At 64.4% G+C, this 18,243-nt stretch carries 18 protein-coding genes, 1 pseudogene and 1 riboswitch; of the genes and pseudogenes, 6 read left to right on the top strand and 13 right to left on the bottom strand.

Going from position 1 to position 18,243, the window contains the following annotated elements:
- Positions 1 to 8: 8 nt before the first annotated feature.
- Entirely contained in the window at positions 9 to 1,394 is a 1,386-nt protein-coding gene (locus KQ310_RS15510; protein WP_259722635.1) for a 1-acyl-sn-glycerol-3-phosphate acyltransferase, read from the bottom strand.
- Between the two features lie 36 nt (positions 1,395 to 1,430).
- Between KQ310_RS15510 and kaiC the strand changes: the two genes are divergently transcribed.
- Together kaiC and KQ310_RS15500 are read left to right on the top strand one after the other, a co-directional pair.
- Entirely contained in the window at positions 1,431 to 3,224 is a 1,794-nt protein-coding gene (gene kaiC, locus KQ310_RS15505; RefSeq protein ID WP_311134761.1) for a circadian clock protein KaiC, read from the top strand.
- Complete coding sequence (locus tag KQ310_RS15500) at positions 3,221 to 3,586, top strand: circadian clock KaiB family protein (protein ID WP_259722634.1); 366 nt, start codon at positions 3,221 to 3,223, stop codon at positions 3,584 to 3,586. Before kaiC ends, KQ310_RS15500 begins: the two co-directional genes overlap by 4 nt.
- A 52-nt stretch (positions 3,587 to 3,638) precedes the next feature.
- Here the strand turns inward: KQ310_RS15500 and KQ310_RS15495 are convergent, their stop codons facing one another.
- The 3 genes from KQ310_RS15495 to KQ310_RS15485 all read right to left on the bottom strand — a co-directional run bounded on the left by KQ310_RS15495 (position 3,639) and on the right by KQ310_RS15485 (position 5,238).
- Positions 3,639 to 4,103: a DUF427 domain-containing protein gene (locus tag KQ310_RS15495; protein WP_259722633.1), complete on the bottom strand. Its 465-nt coding sequence runs from the start codon at positions 4,101 to 4,103 to the stop codon at positions 3,639 to 3,641.
- Positions 4,104 to 4,112: 9 nt separating this feature from the next.
- Positions 4,113 to 4,274 carry a hypothetical protein gene (locus KQ310_RS15490; RefSeq protein ID WP_259722632.1) on the bottom strand — a complete coding sequence of 54 codons (162 nt, stop codon included), beginning with the start codon at positions 4,272 to 4,274 and terminating at the stop codon, positions 4,113 to 4,115.
- Positions 4,275 to 4,569: 295 nt separating this feature from the next.
- A complete protein-coding gene (locus KQ310_RS15485) occupies positions 4,570 to 5,238 on the bottom strand; it encodes a TMEM165/GDT1 family protein (protein ID WP_259722631.1) in 669 nt (222 codons plus the stop codon).
- 39 nt (positions 5,239 to 5,277) lie between these two features.
- Here KQ310_RS15485 and KQ310_RS15480 point away from each other — a divergent pair, with 39 nt between their 5' ends.
- Positions 5,278 to 5,487 carry a hypothetical protein gene (locus tag KQ310_RS15480; RefSeq protein WP_259722630.1) on the top strand — a complete coding sequence of 70 codons (210 nt, stop codon included), beginning with the start codon at positions 5,278 to 5,280 and terminating at the stop codon, positions 5,485 to 5,487.
- 27 nt (positions 5,488 to 5,514) lie between these two features.
- On the opposite strand, the gene KQ310_RS15475 is transcribed toward KQ310_RS15480, so the two are convergent.
- From KQ310_RS15475 to KQ310_RS15430, 9 genes and pseudogenes are all read right to left on the bottom strand, one after another.
- The gene (locus KQ310_RS15475) at positions 5,515 to 6,294 is read right to left on the bottom strand and encodes an ABC transporter ATP-binding protein (protein WP_259722629.1); all 780 of its coding nucleotides are present in this window, start codon (positions 6,292 to 6,294) and stop codon (positions 5,515 to 5,517) included.
- 27 nt (positions 6,295 to 6,321) lie between these two features.
- Entirely contained in the window at positions 6,322 to 7,101 is a 780-nt protein-coding gene (locus tag KQ310_RS15470; protein WP_259722628.1) for an ABC transporter permease, read from the bottom strand.
- A gap of 30 nt (positions 7,102 to 7,131) precedes the next feature.
- On the bottom strand, positions 7,132 to 8,088 hold the full coding sequence (locus tag KQ310_RS15465) for an ABC transporter substrate-binding protein (protein ID WP_259722627.1): 957 nt from the start codon (positions 8,086 to 8,088) through the stop codon (positions 7,132 to 7,134).
- A gap of 230 nt (positions 8,089 to 8,318) precedes the next feature.
- Positions 8,319 to 9,401: pseudogene (gene glnT, locus KQ310_RS15460) on the bottom strand (type III glutamate--ammonia ligase).
- A gap of 356 nt (positions 9,402 to 9,757) precedes the next feature.
- Complete coding sequence (gene hypB, locus KQ310_RS15450) at positions 9,758 to 10,501, bottom strand: hydrogenase nickel incorporation protein HypB (protein WP_259722624.1); 744 nt, start codon at positions 10,499 to 10,501, stop codon at positions 9,758 to 9,760.
- A gap of 159 nt (positions 10,502 to 10,660) precedes the next feature.
- A complete protein-coding gene (locus tag KQ310_RS15445) occupies positions 10,661 to 11,128 on the bottom strand; it encodes a hydrogenase maturation nickel metallochaperone HypA (RefSeq protein ID WP_311134758.1) in 468 nt (155 codons plus the stop codon).
- Between the two features lie 3 nt (positions 11,129 to 11,131).
- Complete coding sequence (speB, locus tag KQ310_RS15440; protein ID WP_259722685.1) at positions 11,132 to 12,274, bottom strand: agmatinase; 1,143 nt, start codon at positions 12,272 to 12,274, stop codon at positions 11,132 to 11,134.
- Positions 12,275 to 12,368: 94 nt separating this feature from the next.
- Positions 12,369 to 12,496: riboswitch (guanidine-I (ykkC/yxkD leader) on the bottom strand.
- 424 nt (positions 12,497 to 12,920) lie between these two features.
- Entirely contained in the window at positions 12,921 to 14,081 is a 1,161-nt protein-coding gene (locus tag KQ310_RS15435; RefSeq protein ID WP_259722623.1) for a DUF4912 domain-containing protein, read from the bottom strand.
- A 128-nt stretch (positions 14,082 to 14,209) separates the two neighbouring features.
- Complete coding sequence (locus tag KQ310_RS15430) at positions 14,210 to 14,782, bottom strand: rhomboid family intramembrane serine protease (protein WP_259722622.1); 573 nt, start codon at positions 14,780 to 14,782, stop codon at positions 14,210 to 14,212.
- 84 nt (positions 14,783 to 14,866) lie between these two features.
- Here KQ310_RS15430 and KQ310_RS15425 point away from each other — a divergent pair, with 84 nt between their 5' ends.
- The 3 genes from KQ310_RS15425 to glnT (KQ310_RS15415) all read left to right on the top strand — a co-directional run bounded on the left by KQ310_RS15425 (position 14,867) and on the right by glnT (KQ310_RS15415) (position 18,204).
- Complete coding sequence (locus tag KQ310_RS15425; RefSeq protein ID WP_259722621.1) at positions 14,867 to 15,862, top strand: fatty acid desaturase; 996 nt, start codon at positions 14,867 to 14,869, stop codon at positions 15,860 to 15,862.
- On the top strand, positions 15,859 to 16,899 hold the full coding sequence (locus tag KQ310_RS15420) for an alpha/beta fold hydrolase (protein WP_259722620.1): 1,041 nt from the start codon (positions 15,859 to 15,861) through the stop codon (positions 16,897 to 16,899). The genes KQ310_RS15425 and KQ310_RS15420 overlap by 4 nt, the downstream gene beginning before the upstream one ends.
- A gap of 63 nt (positions 16,900 to 16,962) precedes the next feature.
- Positions 16,963 to 18,204, top strand: a complete 1,242-nt coding sequence (glnT, locus tag KQ310_RS15415) for a type III glutamate--ammonia ligase (RefSeq protein ID WP_259722619.1) — start codon at positions 16,963 to 16,965, stop codon at positions 18,202 to 18,204.
- Positions 18,205 to 18,243 lie beyond the last annotated feature (39 nt).

Below are 18,243 nucleotides of genomic sequence, written 5' to 3'. Positions count from 1 at the left end.
TGTCGTTCTCAAGACCCTGACCTGCTGAGCAGACTCTCCAGGGAATCCTGCACAGCAGCCGTGAGTTCCTGCACGGCCTGGCGCCGGTCGCGGTGATAGCCCTCCAGTCGCCCGTCCAGGGGCAGAGCGTCTCCCACCGTGACGGTCACAGTCCGGGGTCCGAAGGAGGGCCGGCGCGGCAGGGGCCGCTCTTCGATCCAGGCGATCGCGTCTTCGAGGATCGTGATGACCTCGGCAAAGCGATCGAAGCTGGGTCGTTCCGCCACGTAGGCGCCGCTGACACTGGCGAAGTACTCCACCAGGCGCATGTGACCCATGCGCAAGTCCGCTTCACGGGCTTCCCAGTCCGCCAGGCTGCGCTCCACCGGCAGGAGAGCGGCGAGATCCTCGCGGTAGATCCGCTCCCAGCCGGCCTGCTCAATCCGGCGACACCGCTCCTGCAACGTACCCCTGGGCGGCAGGCCGAACAGCGACTCCGCCACCGCCAGGGCCCGCTGGCGCAGAGCATCGATCCTCGCGGCCAGCTGGGCCGAGGGGCTGAGGGCGGCCTCCGCCGCTGGCGACGATGCCGGCAGGACATCGGGCAGGTCATGGCGGCGGGCATAAAGGCCCTCGAGCACCGCCAGCAGCCGTTCCCCCAATCTCTGCAGGCGGGCATAACGGACCTCCGCATCGCCGATGCCGGCCCCATCCAGCTCCAGCCCGAGATGCTGCATCAGCCGGGCCAGGCGCCGGTCGAGGGCCTCCCAGTGGGGCTCGATCCAGTGGTAGCGAATGGCCACCGGCACGATCTCCACCGCTTCGCAGCGCTGCCGGGCCGCCAGATCTCCGGCGCACCAGAAGGCCAGCTGGGCCAGGCCCGATTCCAGCGGCGCCATCTGGCCGGAGAGATTGTTGTTGGCGCCTTCAGGGGCAACCGCCAAGGGGTGAGGCCCATCCAGCAGCACCGCCCGGGCCGCCGCCAGGGCAGGGCGATCAACCCGCCCCCGCCGGATCGGGATCCCCCCCAGGAGAGACAACAGCCAGCCCACCCCGGCACCGGCCCAGAGCGGTATGCCGCGGTCGTAGAGGAACTGGCTGTGCACGGGGGACTGCAGAGTCAACCCCAGTCGCCGGGCGGCTGCCGGAACCGCCTGCCACAGCAGCTGGGCCATCACCAGCGGATCGGTGGTGCTGGGATGCCGGAAGCCGATCAACAATCGGCAGCGACCGTTCTGCTGGGCCTCGATCCGGCGGGCCAGCGCCTCAACACCCTCGATGCGACAACGCTGCAGACCGCGACTGCGCAGCAACAGCGGCAGCAGCAGCCCCAGGAAGCGCCGCAAACGGGGGCTCTGACGGGGCGGCAGGAAGCGCAGAGGCGGCTGAGCCGCCCGGATCGAGGAGCGGGGCATGGCGGAAACCGCGGCTGAACTCCAGCCTCGGGCAGGATCGAGCCCAACACCTGTCCATGGCCGCACGGAATCAGCCGCCCGGAAGCAGCCATAAGGTGCAGGGACTTTCAGCGACCTCTTCTGATTTCCCCCTCCCCCCTCTCAGACGACGCGACGGAACCGCGGCTGCGCAAGGCCCCCACCGGCATTGGCGGTTTCGATGCCATCACCCGGGGCGGTCTGCCGCGGGGACGTCCCACCCTGGTGACCGGAGGGGCCGGATCAGGCAAGACCCTCTTCGCCATGGAGTTTCTGGTGAAGGGTGCACGCGACCACGGCGAGGCGGGCGTGATGCTCAGCTTCGAAGAATCGCGCCAGAACATCCTCGAGAACATGGCCTCGCTGGGGTTCGGCCTGCCTGCCCTGATCGAGGCCGGCCAGATCCTGATCGAACCCTGCCTGATCCAGCCCTCGGAGATGGTGCAAGCGGGCAGCTTCGATCTAGACGGGCTCTTCCTGCGGCTGGAGCGGGCCGTGGAGCGGATCGGCGCTCAGCGGGTGGCGATTGACACGATCGAACTGCTGCTGGGGGCGTTCAGTGATGATTTCACCGTACGCAGTGAGCTCGACCGATTGTTCGGCTGGCTCAAGGAGCGTCAGCTCACCACGGTGCTCACCGGCGAGCGGGGCCGGGGCGACTCGCTGACTCGCTTTGGATTGGAAGAGTATGTCTCCGATTGCGTGGTGGTGCTGGATCACCGCGTCAAGAATCAGATCTCCACCCGCCGTCTGCGGGTGATGAAATATCGAGGTTCGGAGCATGGCACGAACGAATACCCATTCCTGATCACGGAACGGGGCTTTCTGGTGCTGCCGATCACCTCCCTGGGGCTGGAGTACAAGGCCAGCAATGAGCTGGTCTCTAGCGGTGTTGCACGCCTTGATCACATGCTGGGCGGAGGCATCTATCGCGGCAGCACCGTCCTGATCAGCGGCAGTGCCGGCACCGGCAAGACCACCCTGGCGAATTATTTCCTGGATGCCGCCTGCCGGCGTGGCGAACGGGCGCTGTTGATGTCGTTTGAGGAATCCCCTGCCCAGCTGATCCGTAACATGTACTCCGTCGGGATCGATCTGCAGCCATGGATCACCGCTGGTCTGCTCAGAATCTCCTGCCATCGTCCCACCAGCTTCGGCCTTGAAGAGCATCTCGGTCGATTGGAGCAGCAACTGGAGGATCACCAGCCGACTGTGGCCGTAATCGATGCCATGGCCAGCGTCGCCCATGTGGGCGCCAACGACGAGGTGGCCGCGATGGTGACCCGGGAGATCGACCTGCTCAAAAGCCGCCAGATCACCTTCATGTTCACCACCCTGATCCAACCCGGTAAGGAAACCTCCAGTGCCATCGGGGTCTCCTCGCTCACCGATACCTGGCTGGAACTGCGCAATGTGGAGCATGATGGCGAGCGCAACAGGCTGCTCTATGTGATCAAAAGCCGTGGTATGGCCCACTCCAATCAGGTTCGAGAGTTTCTGCTGACCGATCAGGGCCCTGAGCTGCTCGATGTGGAGGTGGGGCCGCAGGGAGTGATCACAGGCTCCGGTCGCCAGACTGAGCAGGCACGCCGCGCCGCATCCATCGCCAGCCGTGCCGCCGACATCGAGCGGCGACGACGAACCCTCGCCAGCCGAAGGGCAGCCGTACAGGCCCAGATTCTCGCCCTGCAGAGTGAAATCGAATCGGAGACGGCTGATTTTGAAGCCGAACTGCAGGATGAGCAGCAGCGCCAGAGTGCCTTGGAAGCCGACACTGCGTTTGTGGTGCAGAAGCGGGAGGACAGGGCATGACGGAGACCATGCCGCGTCATTGGCAACTGACCCTGTATGTGAAGCGAGGGTCGCTCCGCTCAAGCCAGGCGATCACCACGATTCGCCGGATCTGCACAACCGAGCTGGCCGGCCGAGTGGAGCTCAAGGTCGTGGATATCGAGCTTCACCCAGAGGCGCTCGAGCAGGATCACATCCTGGCGATTCCCACCCTGGTGAAACGGCTGCCAACGCCGCTGCGCCGGATCGTCGGTGATCTCACCAAGGAGGATGTGGTGCGGGCGGCGCTGGACATCACGCCGATCGAAGACTTTCTGAGCGACGAGATCTACGACAATGAGACTGAAGAGGCCGACCCTTCCATCACGACGGAGATGAGTTGAAGCACGGCTGAGTTCAGCCTCAGATCAGCTCTTGCAGAGAATCAGTTCAGCCTCAGATCAGTTCGGGATGCAGCGGATCCCCCTTGAAGGGTCCGATCAGATCCGGGGTGATCCAGCCGCCGTAGAAGCCACCGGGCTGGGGTAGCACCAGCTGGCCATCCACCCAGCACCCATCCATCAGAGCGGGATAGAGCGCGAACCAGCCAGCCAATGCAGCAAACGCCGCCGTTGGGTTGGGGTAACACCAGACAGCCCGCTCGAGGCGCGACGCAGAACCCACCAGATCGAAATAGCGGGCAACCCCCTTCCATTCGCAAGTGCTGGAGCCAGCTGCCGGCTCCAGCAGCGCTTGGTTGACGGCCTCGGGCGGCAGGTAATAGGTGGGTGGATGGAAGGTCTCCAACACCCGAAGGCTGGAGTGCGACTCGCACAACACCATCCCCAGAGCCTCCACCCGGATGTGCCGCTGGCACTGCTCGAGCCGAGGCGGCCGGGGGTAGGCGTCAACCCGCTCCATCTGGCCCGCTCAGGTCACGATCAGGGCGACACCAAGCCCTGTGACCATCACGGCGATGGCTCCCACAGCCCAGTAGGCGTGCATCTGGGCATCGGCTCGAGTTTCTCCGGCCACCATCTCCACCTCATCGGCGTAGAGGTTGTCGTGGTTTTCCATGTCGTGGGTGTGCATGGCGTCCGTGCGGATACCCGGAACCTAATCAGCCGATTCCGGGTTGTCCACGGACCCACGCATTCCCAGGCAACCCCCTGAAGAAGCGAGACGGCGAAGTCACAACGAGGAGCCTGCGAGCAGCGAATCAGAGCCACCACGGGGTGGTTTTCCACAAAACGCAGTGGCTTTCCCCAGAAAATCGGCTGTTTTCCACAGTTCAGGCCGAACATGGGTTGGCGGATCGGCTGGCTGAACCAGAGCCTGTGGAAAACCTCAGGCGCCACTGAGGCATTCAGAACAGCTCGCCTGAGCCTCAGCCGGCGGCCATCGCCCCGATTGCCTGCCGCAGCGAAACCAGACCAAACGCCAGAAACAGACCACCGCTCAGCCGATAGAGCAGCCGTTCCTGAATGCGCTGGCCAATCCATTTCCCGGCCAGGATCGCCAGGGCTGTGACCAGGGCATGGCCCAGCAGGGTGCCGGCCACCAGGCCCAGCAGGGTGAAGGCCGGGGCGGTAGCCAAGAGGATGGTGGCAATCTGGGTCCGATCGCCCAGTTCAGCCAGAAACACCAGGCTGAAGGCCTCCCAGATCACCCCTCCGGCCTTGTCGGCGGCCCCTCGCCCCTCCGCCTGCTGCACGAGGGCGGCCGCTTCCTCCTGCTCGTCCGATCCGTCGTCTACCGGCAGGCGTTGCGCATCGAACAGCAGCTTGGCGCCAAATCCCAGAAACAACAGTGCGGCCAGCCAGGGCATCAACGCAGCCGGCAGCACTTCCCGTAAGCCATAGCCCACGCCAAGCGACAGGAGCGTCACGGCGCTGAGCGCCGCAAACGCACCCACAAAGACGGAGCGGCCGCTGTGCCGGGCCGCCAGCAGCAGGGCCACGAAAAAGGTCTTGTCCCCGATTTCCGCCAGGGTGATGGCCGTCAACCCCGATCCAAATGCCGCCAGGCCGGGATCGCTGAACAAGGGCGTACTCATGGCGCCATTTTCCCCCATGGCGGTCGATAGGATCGGGTCATGCAAACCCCCGATTCCCCGTCAATCCTGGAGCCGCGTCGCCAGATCCTGGTTGATTCCTTGCGGCAGCGTTATCAGGAGGCCCTGCAGCACGGCGATGACGCCACCCGGCAGGATCTGTTTCGTGAAGCGGCCTATCTCGGCATCCTCCCCGAACACTTCCAGGACCCCATCGCTCCAGAGGGTGGCCCTGGGTCAAGCCAAGGCTGACCTGCTGGCTCAAGGCTCGTGATCATCTCACGATGCTGGCGCTGAAGCTGCGGCGTCCAGCTGACGCAGGCTGCGGGCCAGCTCCTCCCGTAGCTCCAGGAAGCGCGGGGTGACGCGCAGGTGGGCCAGATCACTGCGGTCCAGATCGGCTTCCACCGTCTGAACCAGTCGACCCGGTCGCGGCGCCATGATGTGGACCCGCTGTGCCAGAAGCAGGGCCTCCTCCAGATCGTGGGTGATCAGGAGTGCCGTCAGGCCGGTGCGCCGCCAGAGATCGTGCAGAAATTCCTGCATCGACTCGCGAATCTGCAGGTCCAGGGCGCCGAAGGGTTCATCCAGCAGCAGCACCTTGGGGTCAGCCGCCAGGGCCCTGGCAATGGCCACCCGCTGCTGCATGCCGCCCGAAAGTTCGCGCGGCAGCCTGCGGGCCGCATCCGCCAGGCCCACCACCTCCAGAAAGTAGGCGGTGCGTTCTTTCACCTCTCGGGCAGCCAGCCCCTGCAAGCGCATGCCGAACGCCACGTTGGCAGCGGCACTCATCCAGGGATAGAGGCTGTATTTCTGGAACACCATGCCGCGGTCGTGACCGGGCCCCCGCACCGGTTTCCCGTCGACCAGCACCTCACCGCTGCTGGGTCGCTCCAGGCCTGCCACCAGCCGCATCATGGTGGATTTCCCCGAGCCGGAGCTGCCCACCAAGGCCACGAACTCGCCGGAGTGAAGATCAAAGGAGATGTTGTCAAGCACCAGCTTGGCAGTTGATCCGTGGCCGAACCACTTGCTGATGCCGCAGACCGAGAGATGCATGGGGAAGAAGGCGATGGAGCGACGAAGTCAGTTCGCCCAGGCACAGGAGCGTTTCATCACAAATCGAAAGCCCAGATCGATCGCAAGCCCGATCAGGCCGATCACGATCAGACCGACAAAGATCTCATCGGTTCGCAGAAAACGCTGGGCCAGACTGATGCGTTTTCCCAGGCCTTCATTGGCCGCCACCAGTTCGGCCACGATCACCAAGTTCCAGGCTGCCGCCATGTTAATGCGATAGGCATCAAGCACCTGCGGCGCAATGCAAGGGGCCACGACCTGCAGCAGGATCTGACCGGATCGCCCGCCCAGGGTACGAGCGGTTTCGATCAACTCGGTGGGTACGAACTTCACGGCATCCATGATCATCAGCGTGTTGAAGAACAGGGTGCCAATGAAAATCAGCAGGATCTTGGGTAATTCACCCAAGCCGAAGTAGATGATCAGCAATGGGATGAAGGCCGGTGCCGGCATGTAGCGGATCAGTCCCAGCAAGGGCTCCAGCAACTGACAGATCACCCGGCTGCTGCCCATGGCGATCCCCAGCGGCAGGGCCACGATCGCCGACAGTGCAAATCCGCCGATCACCCGGCCAATGCTGGCCAGGGCATCCTTGAGCAGAATGCCCTCGTGGGCCTGCGCCGAACCGGCCGCCCACACGGCAGCCGGACTTGGCAGAAACAAGCGATCCACTACGCCGCTAGAGGCGATCAGCTGCCAGGCCAGCAGAACCACCAGGACACCAGAGACTCCGAGAATCCAGGGTTGATCAATGGCCCGTTGAATGCGGCGCAGTGGGGTACTCATCGCGTCAGCAGCGGTTGGGGTTAGGGGACATCAGGGGGTGGCGTCGACGAACCTGGACTCGAGCAGTCCGTCGAGCTTGGGAGGCGTCTTGGCCAGGCCCACCTCCTGGAGGAAGAGGCTGATCTGATCGGCCGCGAAGGGCAGAGAGGCCATGGTGTTGCCAGGCTTGAACGCTTCCCGGTTCTGCTCCAGGGTGAGAATGGTGGTGCCGGCGTCGTAGGCTTTGTAGTCCGCCTCGCTCACACCGGCACGCTTGGCCAGGATGGCGAGAGTGGGGCCCGGTTCCGCCTTTATCGTGGCGAGCGTGGCAAACCAGGCATCGACGACTTTCTGGATCTTCTCAGGATTTTTGGCCACGAATTCCGTACGGCAGACCAGGTGGTCGCTGATCGCACCGGGGAAGTCCTTGGAGGAGAACAGGGTGGTGCTGCCCTCACGCTTGAGGGCCTGGGTCGTGAAGGGTGCAAAGACGCCCACCGCATCGACCTGACCGGCCACGAAGGCGGCGGCGGCGGCACCGGTCTCGAGGGGAACGAAGGTGATGTCGCTGGAGGAGAGGCCCGCCTTCTTGAGACCGAGAAGCAGCAGATAGTGATCCACAGTGCCCTCCTCAGCGGCCACCTTCCTGCCCTTGAGATCAGCCACGCTCTTGATCCCCGGGGCCACGATGATCTGGTCGTTGCCGGTCGAGTTGTCGTTGGTGAGCACCACCTGCAGATCGGCGCCACCGGCAATCGAACTGATCGTGTCAGCGAGCGTCTGGCTGTTGCAATCGAGCTGGCCGGCATTCAGCGCATTGATCGAGTCGAGATACCCGTCGAACCACTGCAGCGTCACCGGCACACCGGCGGCGGTGAACAATCCCTTCTCTTCGGTCACCTGCCAGGGAATCCAACCCGGCCAGGCGCTGAAGCCGATCCGAACCGGCACCTCAGTGCCGCTGGGTTTCTGGCAAGCCGCCAGCAGGCCGCTGCCAAGCGCCGCCATCAGAATCAAAGACAAGCTACGGAGGCGGCCCCTGCGGGCGCCGCGACCAGCAGAGCTCTGGGGGGGAAGCGGAAATCGAAGACGCATGGGGAATCAAAGAATCAGGGAACAGGTGAGCAGACGTGTGTAGAAATCAGGAGCTGACCGGCTCGATCGTCTGGAGAGTGACCGGGACGGGGATGTGACAAGCCATTGGTTTCAGCCGGGCTGATGGAACCATGGAGGAGTGCTCAGAAGAACTCGAGATAGCGCTGCCGTTCCCACTCGGAAATGGAGCCGTGATAATCGGCCCACTCCTGACGTTTGTAGGTCACAAAGGCCTCGAACATGGCATCACCGAATACAGAGCGGCATAATGGATCGGCTGCAAAAGCATCAATCGCTTCCTCCAGGGTGCGCGGCAGCAGGGTCAGGCCTCGACGCTGCCGTTCCTCTGGGCTGAGGGTGTAGGCGTTATCGAGGTTGGGTGGGCCAGGATCGAGTTGCTCCCGGATTCCCTCCAGCCCTGCCGCCAGCATCAATGCCGAACCCAGATAGGGATTACAGGAGATATCTGCAGCGCGGCACTCCACTCGCGATCCCGCCGAGGGAATCCGCAGCATATTGGTGCGATTGTTGTTGCCATAGCTGATGAACACCGGTGCCCAGGTGAAGCCCGACATGCTCCCCTGCATCACCAGCCGCTTGTAGCTGTTCACCGTGGGGGCGATCACCGCACAGATCGCCGGGGCATGGCGCAGCACACCGGCGATGAACTGACGGGCCAGCTGGCTGATGCCACCAGCGTCGCCATCCTCCGGCGCGAACAGATTGCGGCCGCTGACGAGATCCGCCAGCGACATGTTGTAGTGGGCGCCGCTACCGGTGCGGTTCGCGAACGGCTTCGGCATGAAGCTGGCGATCAGTCCGTGGCGGTGGGCGATCTCCTTGGCCATCAGGCGAAAGAAGATCAGCCGATCCGCCATGGTGAGCACATCGGCGTAGGCGAAATCCACCTCGAACTGGCCATTGCCATCTTCGTGATCGAAGGAATACACGCCCTAGCCGAGGCTGTTCATGGCCTGCACCAGCTCATCGAGCCAGTCGAGGTTGTCAAGCAGGCCGATCAGGTCGTAGCAGGGTTTGTCGAGATTGTCTCGGCGACTGGCAGGTTCCAGGGTTTCGTCTGCACCGCGGCGCAGCACGAAGAATTCCGTTTCGATGCCCAGCTGAAAGCGAAACCCCATCGCCGCGGCCTGCTGACGCACGCGGCCCAGGATCGAACGGCTGCAGGCCTCGAAGGGCTGGCCATGCAGATGCAGATCGCTGGCCATCCAGGCCACATCAGGCCGCCAGGGCAACACCGTGGTGCTGGCAGGATCGGGGATGGCAGCGACTTCGTCGTCACTCACGTCCTGGGGCACACCATCGAGGGCGGCTCCGGTGAACAGCTCCGATCCCGCCAGCATGTCGGGGAGATGGTCGAGCGGCACGGCCTTGGCCTTGCCGATTCCGTGCAGATCCACGAAGCTGGCCAGGGCGTAGCGAACCCCACGCTGCTGCAGGTGGATCTGCAGGGCGGCCGGATCGCTGGGAAGCGAGCCAGGGATGACGACCGGAGCCTCAGACTGGGCCTGGGCCTGCGCCTTGGACTGAGCTTCGGCCTGGCTCTGGGTCAATGGAGACACCATCAAGCCCCCACAAGTGCGGCGGCACTGGCCTGATCAGATCGCACAGGATGGGACACGGCGATGGCGGAAGCCGTGGTATCGCGTTGCCGCTGCAGCCAGTCATGCCAGGCCGCGAAGCCGACACCACTGATCGCCGAGAGCTGAAAGACCTCGGCGCGGGGATTGACCTGATGGATATGCGCTTCGATCCGCTCGACCTCCACCGGCAGATAGGGCAACAGATCCACCTTGGTGATCAGCACACAATCCGCTTCGCGGAACATCACCGGATATTTGAGCGGCTTGTCGTCGCCTTCGGTCACGCTGAGCAGAGCCACCTTGCGGTGCTCGCCCACCTCGAATTCAGCCGGACAGACCAGATTGCCCACGTTCTCCACCCAGAGCAGATCCAGATCGGCAGGATCAAGGCGTTGACGTAGCAGGGTCAGGCCTCCACTCACCATCGCCGCGTCGAGATGGCAGGCACGGCCGGTGGTGATCGGCACCACGGGCACACCCACCGCCTCCAGTCGCTCGGCATCAAGCTGGGTGGTCATGTCGCCCTCCAGCACGGCCATCTGCCAGCGGCTGGCCAGATCGGCGAGGCTGCGCTCCAGCATGGCGGTCTTGCCGGCACCGGGGCTGCTCATCACGTTGAGGCACAGCAGATTCCAGGCATCAAAATGGGCGCGGTTGTGCTCCGCCTGGTGCTGATTGGCCGCCAACAGGTTGAGTCCGAGGCTGTCCTCAAGGGGCATGTGCATGGGGGTCAGCAAGAATGAAGAATGGGATCGATCAGGAGTCGCCCAGGAATCAGGGATTACAGGGTCACCGGGGAGTGCGCACTGGGGAAAAGCCTACGAGGAGAGCGTCGAGAGGCTGGCGCGGATGGATGTCCGCAGGGGCGGTCTCGACCTGAGGCCTCAGGCGACAGGACAGGGCTCGGGTGCGATCGCTTCGGCCTGCTGCCGATGGCTCGCCGACAGGCGTTGGCTGGCCTCGCCGCCAGAAGCGACTTGGGCTGGATCAGCCGCCTCTGGGAAGACGTAATCGATGGAGCGGATCTTCAGTTCCCGGCCACTGAGAATCTCCTCCATCGGATGATTGCAGCAGGGGGACTGATAGGCCTGCTGGGGATTCGGGGTGTAGGTGGCCTGGCAGACCACACAGCGTGCCTGCAGGGGAATGGGCTCGATCCGCAACTCCGATCCCGCCAACCACGTCGTCTGCACTGCAGCGGCATAGGTGAACCGCAGGGCATCCGGCTCGACACAGGTGAAATCACCCACCTGAAGATGCACCACCTTCACCACCGGAATGCGGGGAGCGTGCTGAAGCTTCCACTCCTGCAGCGACAGCAACAGGCACTTGGTCATATCGACTTCATGCATGGCTCACCTCCAGGCCTGATCCACATGCATGTTGCAGTCCGGGGAGATCCAGGCGGGCTTCTCGCGGCGTGGCAGCTGACCACTCACGACCAAGTGAGCCATGGTGTCGCAGATCACCCGCGTGGCCATCAGGGAGGTCATGTCGCTGATGTCATAGGGAGGGGAGACCTCCACGATTTCAAGCCCGCAGACCGGCACGTTGCGCACGATCAGCTCGAGCAGTTTCAGGGCCTCGCGCGGCAGCAAGCCACCCGGCTCCGGCCAGCCGGTGCCGGGCACGAAGCCGGCATCAATGCAATCAATGTCGAAGGAGATGTAGACACAATCCGTGCCGTCAGTGGCCCGCTCGATCGCGAACTTGGCCGCCGCCTCTAACCCCATCTCGGTGATGTCGGTGACGGTGAGCACATTGGTGCCGCGCTCACGGCAGACCTTCACCCCTTCACGCGGCACCTGCCAGCCCCCGATGCCGAGCTGCACCAGGTTCGGGGCCGGAGCATTGGCCATGTTGGTGGCATGGAACCAGGGGCAGGTATGCATCCGCTCATCCAGATCGATCTCCTGCGTATCGACATGGCGATCGAAATGGATGATGCCGACTTTCTTGTCGCCCAGATGGCGGCAAACGCCACGCACGGTCGGGAAGCCGATCGAATGGTCGCCGCCGAGGATGATCGGGAAGGCGCCACTGGCGAAGACGTGGGCAACGCCCTTGGAGATCTGATCGAAGCTTTTCTCGTTGTTGGCCGGAATCGTGAAGATGTCGCCCACGTCGCAGAGCTTGATCGACTCGCGCAGGTCCACCCCCATTTCGTAGTTGTAGGGGGTGTAGAGGGCCGAGATGCGGCGGATACCCTGCGGACCGAAGCGGGTTCCGGGGCGGTAGGTGGTGCCCGAGTCGTGCGGCACTCCCACAATCGCCACATCGAACTCACCAACCCGGTGGACATCTTCCAGGTAGGGAGCCTTCATGAAGGTGTTGATGCCCGCGAAATGGGGCAACTCACCGCGCGAGAAGGTGGAGATGCGCCGATCGACGATGCTCTCGGCTGCCTCAAGACCCCAGGCGTGGGCCTGATCCACCTCCATCTGCCAGCCCGTCAGCGGCAGGGCCGCTTCCTTCTCAAGGGCCTGGCGCCCTTGCATACCCAAAGAGGGGTTGCCGCCGGGGCGCCGGTCAAAGGCACCGCTGGCGCCACTGGAATCAGTCATGGCACGGGAGTTGGTTGGGCGTTTTGCGGTCTCCCGGGCTTTTCTCCCTCCGTGCCGCCGTTGGTGCCGTTCTCCCAGGGGACAACGGCACCAACGGTGAACCCCTCTCGGACCAGTCATCCCTGAAAAGGGACCGGAACCCTAGGGGCATCATCCGCCAATCAATGGTGACCGAGGTCGGTGAGCGGCAAGGTTCGATTCGCTACCGAGTGGTGCCGATCGTCAAGGATCAGAACTGTTGTGAATTCGAGGTTTTCCCCTGTTCTTGGCTGTTTTCCCCCGTTTTTCGGGGTTTTTCCACAGGTTTCCGCATGAGACGCACCCATTGGCGGTCGATCTGTAGGCGCCTTGGGGGAAAGGATACACGCCTTGGCCGATGTCCCTCGGGGCTCTGCGTTCGCTGTCCAGGCCCCGCCTGTGGGGTGTCGAACAGGACGGGTGCCAGAGCAACCTGCAACCTGCGAACGGCACCCATACGAGACCCCCCCCCAGGATCTCTTGGAGGTCCTGGGGGGGGGGTGATCGGACTGATCGATCCAAGTGATGGATCAGTCCAGTTGTTGAAGCCAGTCCTGCGGGTTCAGAACCACTCCATGGCAGCCATGTCCTTGGGATTGGTGTGCTCCTCGGGGGTCTTGCGCTCGAACTGCAGGGTGATGTGGCGACGCTGCTCACCATCGGCGGCCACGGCTTCGATCGCGTACAGCTGCTGCCCATCGCGGAAGGGAACCTGAAGCCGGAAGGTGCCGTCTGCTGAGAGGGGCACCGTTTCACCACCGATGCTGAGGGTCGCAGCCGGATCGGTGGCGCCATAGACGATCAATTCAGCATCCGCCACCAGCCAGAAACTGCGCTGACGCGCCTTCACTCCACCCACACCAGAGGCCTGACGGCCGCTGGCCCAGAGTCCGGCACCGGAATCGGTGAGATCAGCGCGACCGGCTCCATGCAGGGCATCGGTGGCGTCCTGGAAAATCTCGGATCCCACACGGCGCACCTGGCGCATCGACTGCTGATAGATCCGCTCATGCTGGCCAGCTGGTGCTACCGGGATGGTCGCTTCAGCGATCGCATCCGTCATTGGGAGAGACTCGAGCTCGAACGGCACAAAGGCATCCGCCACCTCCAGGCTGGGTTCAGCGGCGGGCATGCGAGCGACCGAGGAAAAGGCCAGGGAGAGCCAACCACCGGCGGGCAGACGGGCACCCAGCTCGATGCGGTAGTCGCGATCGGGCAGGGGCACCGGCAGGAACCACTCGCTGCTCTTCGAGTCGACCACCACTTCCTGAAGGGCATGGGGGTGGACCGTGCCGCCGGCCAGGCCTGTCACATCAGCCACCCGCAGGCAGAGGCTGGTGGCACCCGAGGAGGCCATCCGGTCGCGGTCAGCGGTTGACACGCTCCAGAAGCAGTAGGCCCAGGAAGGATCCCGTGGCAGGAACACCACCTGGGTCTGGGAGGGTTCAGCAACCGCGGCCATGACCGGGGCTGCAGTGAAGCCAACGGTGGGCTCTGTGGGCGCAGAGATGGGAGTGGAAATGGCCGCTGGCATCGCCGCGGTGATTTGTGCCTCAGGACTGCTTTCGCCGTAGGGAATCTGGGTGCGCTGGCCAATCGCCTGCACCAGCCCCTCTTTGGTGGCAAGGCTGTAGCGCGGTAACCCCAGGCTGCTGGCGAGCTGACGGAGCTGTCGAAGGGTGAGGTTGGAGAGATTGGCTACGGCTTTACCCAGGGACTCCATCGGCTTCGTTCAGATTTGTGACACCATCGTCGGGGAATCAGGCCGTTTTCGGATCACGCTGTCAGCAGATCGCCACCGGATCCGGGATCGTGATCCCCGCGACGGTGGGCGAATCGGAATCACCCCCCTCATTCCCGATGCACCGCCAGCGCGGCCAGCACGCCTCCGGCAAAACCCGAGGCGTGACCGATCCAGCTCACCCCCGGCGGGGTGAGAAAGGGCAGGAGGGTCGGGACCAGGCCTCCATAGCCCACCAGAGCAATCAACGACAGCAGGATCGAGACCGGACGCCGCTCCAGTACACCGATCAGCAGCAGATAACCGAGCAGGCCATACACAACCCCAGATAATCCGTGGCTGCCGATCGGCCAGAACAGCCACACAGGAATGGCGGTGAGATACACGCCGATCCAGACTGCCAGATAATCACGATGGCTTTTGGTCAGCACCAGCCAGGAGAGCGGCAGGAACCAGAGGGTATTGCTGAGCAGGTGTGCGAAACCGCTGTGGCTGAAGGGGGCGGTGAGCACCCCGAGAAACGATCCGCCACGCACCATCGGCAGATTCCAGGTTCCGCCGAAGAAGAGCTGATCGATCAGTTCCTGGGTCCAGGGAATCGCCAGGATCAGCAGGGGCAGCACCGCCGTCGTTCCAGCCCGGGCCAAAGCCCGATCCAGGCGTTGAGAGAGGCTGTCGGCCATGGACGGAAGGATTGGACGTTCAGTCTGAACCCGCCGGCCGTTCTCCTGACGACACCATGATGGGCACAGCCTGACTGTTCGAGCGTGCCCACCTGCGCCGGCCATTTGCCCCCCGACACCCCTGCTGGTGACAAGGCCGCCGAGCCTGGCGATCAGCCGTTGCTGCTGAGCAGTGAGCAGCTCGCCGTGCTCAATCGGCGCCGCGATGACGAGGGCTGGGCCCAGCTGATCGGCCATCTCAGCCTGCTGGGGCTGGGCGCGGTGTTGTGGATCACTCCAACCGCTCTGATCCCCGCTGCTTCGGCACCACTGGTGCTGGTGCTGAAGCTGGTGGGGCTGCTCCTGCTGGGCTGGGCCCTGGCCTTCGGCTTCTGCGCCCTGCATGAATGCGGCCATCGCACCGCCTTCGCCAGCCGTTCGATCAACGATGCGGTGGCCTGGTGGATGGGCGTGCTGAGCTTCTACAACGCCGATGTCTACCGCCGCTATCACCAGTGGCACCACCGCTTCACCCACCAGGTGGGTCTTGATCCGGAACTGGACGATGCACCACCGAGCACCCTGCCGGCCTATCTGCTGGAGCTGAGCGGCCTGCCCTGGTGGCTCGGCAAGATTCGGGGCCATTGGCGTGCACTCCGGGGTGACTTCGCCGGCGCCCCCTACATCCCTGCGGAGGCCACCGCCGCAGTCACCCGTTCGGTGCGCTTGCAATTTGCTGTCTACGCCGCGGTTGCGTTGGTCTCCATCCCACTGGGGAGGCCATTGCTGGTGTTGGACTGGCTCCTGCCCCTGGCGGTGGGCCAGCCGCTGCTGCGATTTGTGCTCCTCGCCGAACACGGGGGCTGCAGCACCAGCGCCGATGGGTTGCGCAATACCCGCACCACCCTGACTCTGGCGCCGCTGCGGTGGCTGATGTGGAACATGCCGTTCCATACCGAACACCATCTCTACCCCTCCCTCCCCTTCCACGCCCTGCCCCAGGCCCACGACCAGCTGGCCCCACAACTGGTCCATTGCGCCCCTGGTTATCTGGCGGTGCATCGCGGCTTCCTGGGCAACCTGGCGGCTCTGGCCCTGTGAGCAGCGGCGACCAGCGCACCAACCCTGATCAAACCTTCGCGCTGGGTGATTTTCTGCTGGCCTGCGGCCGCGTCCTGCCCCAGGCCCAGCTGCGCTACCGGGTCTACGGAAGCCTGGCCCCTGATCGTTCCAATCTGGTGCTCTATCTCAGTTCCTACGGAGCCCGGCCGGACGACATCGCCTGGGTGGTGGGACCGATCCTCGATCCCGAGCATTGGTGCATCGTGCTGGTGAACCAGTTCGGCAACGGAATGTCGAGCAGTCCCAGCAACAGCGACCTCGGCTTGCCGGAGAGCGGCTGGCAGCTCGATCACCGCGACAACCTGCGGGCCCAGGTGCGCCTGCTGGAGGAGGTGTTCAAGGTGGAGCGTCCTGCCCTGGTCTACGGCTGGTCGATGGGGGCCCAGCAGGCCTATCACTGGGGAGTGCTGGAACCGGAGCGGGCTCAGCGCCTCTGCTGCCTTTGCGGCACAGCCCGCACCACCCCCCACAATCGCCTCTTCCTGCTCAGCCTGCGCCAGGCGCTCACGGCAGATCCCCACTGGAACGGCAAGGGTTTTGAGGGGGTTCCGGAGGCGGGGCTGCGCACCTTTGCGCTGATCTACGCCAGCTGGGCCGCCAGCCAGCCCTTCTACCGGGAGGAGCCCTACCGGCGGCTGGGCTACAGCAGCGTGGAGGACTACGTGGAGCAGGCCTGGTTGCCGGCCTACCGGCGCCACGATCCTCATGATTTGCTCACCATGCTGGATGTGTGGCTGGCCAACGACGTGGCCGCCGCTGCAGGTTGTGGCGATGATCTCGCGGCAGCCCTGGGCCTGATCACGGCCGACACCCTGGTGATGGCCGGCAACCACGACCTTTATTTCACGCCGGACGACTGTGCCGCCGAGGCCTGCCTGATCCCCGGAGCGCAGTTCCACCGGATCGAATCGGTGCTGGGCCACCGGGCCGGCAACCCCCGCGATGCACCGGAGGTGCAGGCCGTGATCCGAGCGGCACTGGACACTCTGCTGTCAGATGCCCTGGCGAACGCCTGATCCCCGTTCGCCCTTCTCGCCTCATCTCGTCTCCGAACCACCCCTTCACTGTTGAGCCCCCGCATGACCGACCTGGCTCGCTACGCCGCCGACCACAACCTGCGTCACATCCTGTTCTCGTTCTGCGATCTGTTCGGCGTGCAGCGGGCCAAGCTGGTGCCGGCAGCGGCGGCGGCGGCGATGGCCAGCAGCGGGGCGGGCTTCGCAGGCTTTGCCGCCTGGATGCACATGAGCCCAGCCGATCCGGATGTGCTCGCCATCCCGGATCTCGCCAGCCTGATGGTGCTGCCCTGGCAACCGACTGTGGCCTGGGTCGCCACCGATCTGGTGGTGGGGGGAACACCGCTGGAGCAGTCGCCACGGCGGGTGCTCCAGCGCCAGCTGGAACGGGCGGCGGCCCAGGGCCTGCATTTCCGCACCGGCGTCGAGCCCGAGTTCTTCCTGCTCGATCCGGAACGGGGGGTGATCGCCGATCGCCACGATCAGCAGACCAAGCCTTGCTACGACCAGCTCGCCTTGATGCGTCAGTATCCGCTGATCAGTGAACTGCTCGATGGCATGGAGACCCTGGGCTGGGGTCCATACCAGGCTGACCATGAAGATGCCAACGGACAGTTCGAGATCAACTGGACCTTCGCCGATGCCCTGGTCACGGCGGATCGCCATGCCTTTTTCCGGGTGATGGCCCAGTCCGTGGCGGAGCGCTACGGCCGCTGGGTGAGTTTCGCCCCCAAGCCGATCGCCGAACTCACCGGCAACGGCGCCCATCTGCATTGCTCCCTCTGGGACGATCAGGGCCGCAACCTCTTCCACGACGGTGCGGGGGCCCTGGGCCTGTCAGAGCTGGCTTATCACTTTCTGGGAGGGCTGCTCGCCCATGCGCCCGCCCTCTGCGCCCTCACCAATCCCGTCACCGCCAGCTATCGGCGGCTGGCCCGCACCAACACCGCATCCGGCTCCAACTGGTCGCCGGGCTGGATCAGTTACGGCGGCAACAACCGCACCCACATGGTGCGGATTCCAGACGATCAGCGGCTGGAGCTGCGTCTGCCCGATGGTGCCGCCAATCCCTACCTGCTGCAGGCAGGGGCGCTGGCCGCCGGTCTGGACGGCATTGCACGCCAGCTCGATCCCGGTCCGCGCAGCGATGCTGACACCGATGCCACGCCACCGTCCGCCGATCAGGCGGCGCGCCTGCCATCCAGCCTGGCCGAAGCCCGCGACGCCTTCCGGCAGGACACGATCCTGCGTGAGGCGCTCGGTGCTGCGTTCTGCACGGCGTATGAGGCCCTGCAACCGGCCTGAGCCGTGCCGCTTGGCAGCGGGGCCGCCATGCTTCAGGCT

It is taken from the genome of Synechococcus sp. CS-1328 (assembly GCF_025128095.1).
In the GTDB taxonomy this organism is placed as follows: Bacteria; Cyanobacteriota; Cyanobacteriia; order PCC-6307; family Cyanobiaceae; genus CBW1002.
Note: the sequence above shows the minus strand (reverse complement) of the source record. Positions and strands in the feature narration are given on the sequence as shown.

What these genes read in the sequence shown, in the direction of transcription:
- KQ310_RS15465 (WP_259722627.1), bottom strand. Translation starts at nt 8,088, where the DNA reads ATGGCGGCGCTTGGCAGCGGCCTGCTGGCGGCTTGCCAGAAACCCAGC.
- KQ310_RS15495 (WP_259722633.1), bottom strand. Translation starts at nt 4,103, where the DNA reads ATGGAGCGGGTTGACGCCTACCCCCGGCCGCCTCGGCTCGAGCAGTGC.
- KQ310_RS15470 (WP_259722628.1), bottom strand. Translation starts at nt 7,101, where the DNA reads ATGAGTACCCCACTGCGCCGCATTCAACGGGCCATTGATCAACCCTGG.
- glnT (WP_259722619.1), top strand. Translation starts at nt 16,963, where the DNA reads ATGACCGACCTGGCTCGCTACGCCGCCGACCACAACCTGCGTCACATC.
- KQ310_RS15500 (WP_259722634.1), top strand. Translation starts at nt 3,221, where the DNA reads ATGACGGAGACCATGCCGCGTCATTGGCAACTGACCCTGTATGTGAAG.
- KQ310_RS15435 (WP_259722623.1), bottom strand. Translation starts at nt 14,081, where the DNA reads ATGGAGTCCCTGGGTAAAGCCGTAGCCAATCTCTCCAACCTCACCCTT.
- hypB (WP_259722624.1), bottom strand. Translation starts at nt 10,501, where the DNA reads ATGCACATGCCCCTTGAGGACAGCCTCGGACTCAACCTGTTGGCGGCC.
- KQ310_RS15490 (WP_259722632.1), bottom strand. Translation starts at nt 4,274, where the DNA reads ATGCACACCCACGACATGGAAAACCACGACAACCTCTACGCCGATGAG.
- KQ310_RS15475 (WP_259722629.1), bottom strand. Translation starts at nt 6,294, where the DNA reads ATGCATCTCTCGGTCTGCGGCATCAGCAAGTGGTTCGGCCACGGATCA.
- KQ310_RS15485 (WP_259722631.1), bottom strand. Translation starts at nt 5,238, where the DNA reads ATGAGTACGCCCTTGTTCAGCGATCCCGGCCTGGCGGCATTTGGATCG.
- KQ310_RS15430 (WP_259722622.1), bottom strand. Translation starts at nt 14,782, where the DNA reads ATGGCCGACAGCCTCTCTCAACGCCTGGATCGGGCTTTGGCCCGGGCT.
- speB (WP_259722685.1), bottom strand. Translation starts at nt 12,274, where the DNA reads ATGCAAGGGCGCCAGGCCCTTGAGAAGGAAGCGGCCCTGCCGCTGACG.
- KQ310_RS15510 (WP_259722635.1), bottom strand. Translation starts at nt 1,394, where the DNA reads ATGCCCCGCTCCTCGATCCGGGCGGCTCAGCCGCCTCTGCGCTTCCTG.
- KQ310_RS15480 (WP_259722630.1), top strand. Translation starts at nt 5,278, where the DNA reads ATGCAAACCCCCGATTCCCCGTCAATCCTGGAGCCGCGTCGCCAGATC.
- KQ310_RS15445 (WP_311134758.1), bottom strand. Translation starts at nt 11,128, where the DNA reads ATGCATGAAGTCGATATGACCAAGTGCCTGTTGCTGTCGCTGCAGGAG.